This window comes from Lysobacter sp. Root667, from assembly GCF_001427715.1.
In the GTDB taxonomy this organism is placed as follows: Bacteria; Pseudomonadota; Gammaproteobacteria; order Xanthomonadales; family Xanthomonadaceae; genus Lysobacter.
Genome location: NZ_LMHF01000016.1, coordinates 234939 through 240938 on the forward strand (window position 1 = coordinate 234939; position 6000 = coordinate 240938).

Annotated in this window: 2 protein-coding genes and 2 pseudogenes; all 4 read left to right on the forward strand. The window is 62.0% G+C overall.

Annotation, left to right across the window (positions count from 1 at the left end; translation table 11 throughout):
- Nucleotides 1–241: 241 nt before the first annotated feature.
- A pseudogene (locus ASD78_RS19685) lies at nt 242–2770 on the forward strand (hypothetical protein); the annotation flags it as partial.
- Between the two features lie 49 nt (nt 2771–2819).
- Nucleotides 2820–3699: pseudogene (locus tag ASD78_RS19690) on the forward strand (RHS repeat protein); the annotation flags it as partial.
- A 331-nt stretch (nt 3700–4030) separates the two neighbouring features.
- Nucleotides 4031–4951: an RHS repeat-associated core domain-containing protein gene (locus ASD78_RS20340; protein WP_200944290.1), complete on the forward strand. Its 921-nt coding sequence runs from the start codon at nt 4031–4033 to the stop codon at nt 4949–4951.
- Nucleotides 4951–5457: a hypothetical protein gene (locus tag ASD78_RS21035; protein WP_156087907.1), complete on the forward strand. Its 507-nt coding sequence runs from the start codon at nt 4951–4953 to the stop codon at nt 5455–5457. The genes ASD78_RS20340 and ASD78_RS21035 overlap by 1 nt, the downstream gene beginning before the upstream one ends.
- Nucleotides 5458–6000 lie beyond the last annotated feature (543 nt).

The window sequence follows — 6000 nt, forward strand, 5'->3', positions numbered from 1 at the left end:
TTTCGGTCGTGTGTGCCTACGCGCACCACTTTTCACCCAAGAAAAATCTGACACCGCAACGCGGCATTCCCCGACTGCGCCGCGCGGGCGAAATTGCGAGCCCGGCGCCATGCGGGCCATCTGCACCGCGGCCGTGGCATGCCGTAGCCCACTACGCCATGAATGCACAAGCGAGATGCCTTGTACGGCATGCGGCCCGTCCGCGATCATGTCGGCTGATCGCAGGCGTCGGGGACAAGGGATGAAATGGATAGCACGGGCCTTCGCGCTCGCGGTGTTGCTGTGCGCAACGGCCAATGCTTGGGCGCAGGAGCATTCGCTGCCTTCGACCACCATGTATCAGGCTGATCCGGACGGTAGCGGCGGCCTCCGATATTTCAGCAATGGCAACCTGGCCTGCCGGCTGGTGGGCGCGCGCCTCCCGGGGCCTACCCAGTACACCAACGGCCGCTATGGCACCCATCCCACCTTGGGTGTGGGCTGCTACTACGACGAAATACAGTGGAACGGCGAGATCCAGTACAACTCCTTCCGCCAAAACTACGTGACGCCCAAGCAGGTATGCCCCATCGGGTACAACTACCTGAAAAACCAGTTCACCTGCGTGCGCTATTCCACGGTGCTGACGGCCAGCAAGCCTCTGGTGCATTGCGCGGACGTGGGCAACCCGATCTCCTGCGGCAGCGGCGTCAAGATCGAGCGCGCGCGCGACGAACTCACCGCGCAGTTGGGTTTGGCGCGCGCCTTCAACTCGTCGCCCACCTTCGTCGGTTCGGCCAACGCCTTGGGTGGCTCTTGGTTCTCCGATCTCACGCGTGAGTTGATCGTGACCGATGTGCGGCCGTCGCAGTTCCAGGCGGCGCTGGTGATGCGCGAGGACGGGCGGGCCCTGGCGTTCACCCAGGACGCGGGCGGCCAGTGGAAGCCCGAAGACGACCTGCGCCGTTATCGCCTGAACCCGTTTCAGGTGAACGGCCAGACGTTCTGGGAGCTGCGCAAGCCGGGTAACGCGCAGGAAATCTACGATGCTCAAGGCCAGTTCCAGCGCGAGCTGCGCGATGGCCGCGTGGTGGCGACCTATGCGCGCGATGCCGATGGCAGGGTGGCGTCCGTCACCGATGCCAATGGCCGCGTGTCCATGCTGACCTACGGTGCCTTTGGACTGCTGGCCCGCATCGATCTGCCCGACGGGCAGGCCATCGCCTACGCCTACAACGCCAACCAGCAGCTGGCCAGCGTCACTCAGGGCGCGTCGGTCACGTCTTACAGCTACATCAAGATCGTCAACAGCTGGTACCTGACCGAGGTCGCGCACAACGGTGTGCCGTTCGCCACCTTCACTTACGACAGCAACAACGCCCGCGCGCTGTCCACCGAGCACGCCGGCGGCGTCGAACGCTACGCGGTGAACTACGGCGCCGACGGCACCAACGTCAACGTCACGACCCCGCTGGGCGGCAATATCCAGTTCCAGTTCCAGACCCGTTTGGGCTTGCAGGCGCCCAGCCAGCGCGTGGAATCGGGGGCGGGTGGGGTATCCGTCGCGGCCGGCAACGTCTACGACACCAAGTCGAACGTCACCGCCCGCCGTCGCGGCGATCAACTGACGTGCCTTTACTACGATGCCGACTGGCTGCGGGTGATCGCCCGTTACGACTATCCGGCGGCCACCACCGCCCAGTGCCCGGCGACGGACGCGCTGGCCGCGGCCGGCACCCGCCTGCGCAGCGAGACCACGGCATGGGACACGGCCCTGGATCTGCCCACCCAGCGCCAGACCTACACCGCCACCGGCACCGCGCTGGCCCGGCAGGACTACAGCTACAACGCCCGCGGCCAAGCGCTGACCTCGACCGCGATCGACCCGGCGACGCCTGCGAACACCCGCACCAGCGCCACCACCTATTGCGAACAGACCGACATCACCGCCGGCACCTGTCCGCTGCTCGGCCTGGTCACTTCGATTAACGGCCCGCGCACCGACGTCGCCGACACCACCCAGTTCACCTACTACCCCAGCGACGACGCCAGCTGCGCCAGCGCCCCCGCCACCTGCCCGCACCGCAAGGGCGACCTGTGGAAGGTCACTAATGCTTTGGGTCAGGTCGCCGAGACCCTGGCCTACGATGGCGCCGGTCGTCCGTTGTCGGTCAAGGATGCCAATGGCGTCGTCACCGACCTGGAGTACCACCCGCGCGGCTGGCTGACCGCGAGCAAGGTCCGTGGCCCCAACGCCGGCAGCGAGACCGACGATGCCATCACTCGCTACGAATACACGCCCACCGGTCTGGTCAGCAAAATCACCCAGCCCGACGGCAGCACCACCACGTTCGGCTACGACGCCGCACATCGTTTGACTACGGTCACCGACAACACCGGCAACCAGATCGCCTACACCCTGGACAACGCCGGCCAGCGCACCAAGGAAGACACCAAGGACAGCGGCGGCGTGTTGCTGCGTACCCTGTCGCGCGTCTACAACCAGCTCGGCCAACTGCAAACCGGCAAGGACGCCTACAACCACGCCACCGGCTACGTCTACGACGCGGCCGGCAACCTCGACGCCACCACCGATGCGCTAAGCACGGTCACCGACAATAACTACGACCCACTGGGCCGTCTGGTGCAGACCCTGCAGGACACCGCTGGCATCAACGCCCAGACCCAGTTCCAGTACGACGCGCTGGACCGCCTGACCCAGGTCACCGACCCCAAAGGCCTGAACACCCAGTACCAGTACAACGGCCTGGGCGACCTGACCCAGCTGACCNCAGTACGACGCGCTGGACCGCCTGACCCAGGTCACCGACCCCAAAGGCCTGAACACCCAGTACCAGTACAACGGCCTGGGCGACCTGACCCAGCTGACGAGTCCGGACACCGGCGTCACCGGCTACGGCTACGACAGCGCCGGCAACCGCAAGACCCAGACCGACGCCCGCAACGAAACCGCGACCTACAGCTACGACGCCCTCAACCGCGTCGTCGGCATCGCCTACAGCGACACCGCGCTCAACGTCGGCTACACCTACGACACCACCCAGGCCGTCTGCCAAACCGGCGAGACCTTCAGCGTCGGCCGGATGACCCGCATGGACGACGGCAGCGGCAACACCCGCTACTGTTACGACCGCCGCGGCAACGTGGTGCGCAAGGTGCAAACCACTAACGGCCAGGTGTTCACCCTGGTCTACGGCTACACCCTGGCCGACCGCCTGGCCTCCATCACCTATCCCAGCGGCCTGCAGGTGACCTACACCTACAACGCCCTGGGCCAGCCCAGCGGCGTCACGGTCACCCAGCCGGGCCAGGCCGCCCAAGTGCTGCTGACCAGCGTCACCTACTACCCCTTCGGCCCCGCGGCCGAACTGGAGTACGGCGACGGCCGCCGCCTCAAGCGMACCCACAACCAGAACTACCAGCCCGGCGTGATCGAGGACGTCGGCCCGGRCGGCCTGTCGCTGGGCTACGAGTTCGACGCCGTCGGCAACCTGATCAAGCTGCGCAAGGGCGACCAGTCCGAACCGCCGCTGCGCGCCTACACCTACGACAAGCTCGGCCGCCTGACCGAAACCCGCGACGGCACCACCAACGCCCTATTGCAGGGCTACACCTACGACGCCACCGGCAACCGGACCAGCAAGACCGACGCGGGTGCCACCCAGGCCTACACCTACCCGAGCACCAGCCATCGCCTCTNTGCAGGGCTACACCTACGACGCCACCGGCAACCGGACCAGCAAGACCGACGCGGGTGCCACCCAGGCCTACACCTACCCGAGCACCAGCCATCGCCTCTCGCAGGTTGGCGCCACCGCACGCAGCTACGACGCCGCCGGCAACACCACCGCCGTCGGTGGTACCGCACAGGAATACGTTTACACCGCCGCCAACCGCATGGGGCAGGTGAAGCAGGGCGGCAATGCGGTGATGAACTACGCCTATAACGGACGGGGCGAGCAGACGCGGCGCTATCCGACCACAGCATCAACCGCGCAGACCTATGCCAGCTACGACGAAGCNTGCGGTGATGAACTACGCCTATAACGGACGGGGCGAGCAGACGCGGCGCTATCCGACCACAGCATCAACCGCGCAGACCTATGCCAGCTACGACGAAGCAGGGCATACCGTCGGCGTGTACGACCATGCCGGAAATCGTATTCAAGAGATTGTCTGGCTGCGTGATCTGCCGGTCGGCGTGATCGACACCAACAAGCTGCATTACGTCCAGGCCGATCACCTGGGCACGCCGCGCAACGTGATCGACCCGGTGGCGGAGAAATCGGTGTGGACGTGGCAGCTAGGCAACGAAGCGTTCGGCGACAGCGCGCCGAATCAAGACCCCGACAACAACGGCAGCGTGTTTGTGTTCGATCTGCGGTTCCCAGGGCAGCGTTATGACAGCGCAAGCGGGCTCGACTACAACTACTTTCGTGACTATGAGCCGGGGCATGGGCGCTATGCTCAAAGTGACCCTATAGGACTGGCCGGAGGCGCAAGCACGTACGGATACGTGGGAAGTGCTCCTCATGCATCAATAGATCCCAGTGGTCTGGCTGGTTGTCAAGTGGTGCTGTATTTCCTATTCATCAATATCGAGCAGTGTTCGTACCCAGCCTGGGTGCCTCCGAACCCGAGGGTCGGCCATCCGGAAAAATATGAGGTCGAAGAGGCGCTTAATTGTCCACGTTACGGCAGCGATTGCGAGCAGCTAGGGCTTTCAATTGAGGTCATTTTGTTGGACTTAAGGTTCAGGCGTTGGGATATGCAGACGAAAGCTGGGCTTAGGGGTGGGCGCTTTGATCCTGGACACGTTGAAAGATATATGTCCCAACGAAAGATCCTGGCTGATCTGATTGCTGCCGCGAAGCAAAGAAAATGTCCATATAATCCCGCTGCCGACTTTGAAGTTACAGTCGGTCCCAGATATCCGACTCCGAAATTCTAATGAATATACTGATAAATACTTCGACAGCGTTGAGATTTGCTGTTCTGGCTAATGCTGGAGGCGTTCATGATCACCTTAGCGTGGGCGCCGTTAGTTTGACGACCGGTAAGTCTATTGAACTTCCTTCAGCGGGTATTGTTGCTTTTGATGATCTGCTTGCGGTTTTTTCTGCGCACGTAAGCGAGTTGTTAGGTGGTCGTCATGGTGGGGCGGGGGTGGTTGATTATGATTTGTTGTTGCGACACATTGAGGCATATAAAAACAATCTTTATGGTCTTCATCTAAAGCAGCAAAGTGGGTATACAGTTGCAGTGGAAGCTTTGCGCGACTGTTATGTGTCTAGATTCGCTATTGAGATTTCGAATATATTTTCAAATTTTGACTCTGGTCGGCGCGCAGAGTTTGAAGGGAGAATTCGATGCCGTCCTGGTTCTTCTGATAGTTTTTATTCTGAGTCCCTCGATCTCGCGGATTTCTATTCCCAATGGTGTTCCGTAGCGTTATAGGCTTCCGTCAATCGAGAGGATGAAGGAGAATCAAGAGGTAGAGAAGTCGAGGAAGAGAAGTCGAGAAGAGAAGTCGAGGACACCCACAGTTCCGCACTAGCCTGACATCCGATTCAGACTTTTCTGGCTGTATGAGTTCGATGAATCAAAGATGCTGGCCCCATGACCCAGGCCCGCTCTTCGCTAATCCCACCCGGCCAAGCCGGTACATATCATTGCGTACAGCGCTGCGTACGTCGCGCGTACCTGTGTGGCTTCGATCACTACACAGGTCGATCCTTCGAACAACGTGAGGAGGAAACGAGGACACCCACAATTCCGCACCCGCCCTACATCCCTATCAGAAGTTTCTGACTGTGCTTGGATAGGATTGCCGCGATGCTGGCGACATGACCCAGGCACGCGCGTCGCTGATTCCACCCGGCCAAGCCGGCACTTTTCATTGCGTGCAACGCTGCGTGCGTCGCGCGTTCCTGTGCGGAATTGACCGCTACACGGGTCGGTCCTACGAGCATCGAAAGGACTGGATTGAGCAGCGGTTGC

Excerpts from the sequence above, each read along its gene's own strand:
- ASD78_RS20340 (WP_200944290.1), top strand. The coding sequence starts at position 4,031 with ATGAACTACGCCTATAACGGACGGGGCGAGCAGACGCGGCGCTATCCG.
- ASD78_RS21035 (WP_156087907.1), top strand. The coding sequence starts at position 4,951 with ATGAATATACTGATAAATACTTCGACAGCGTTGAGATTTGCTGTTCTG.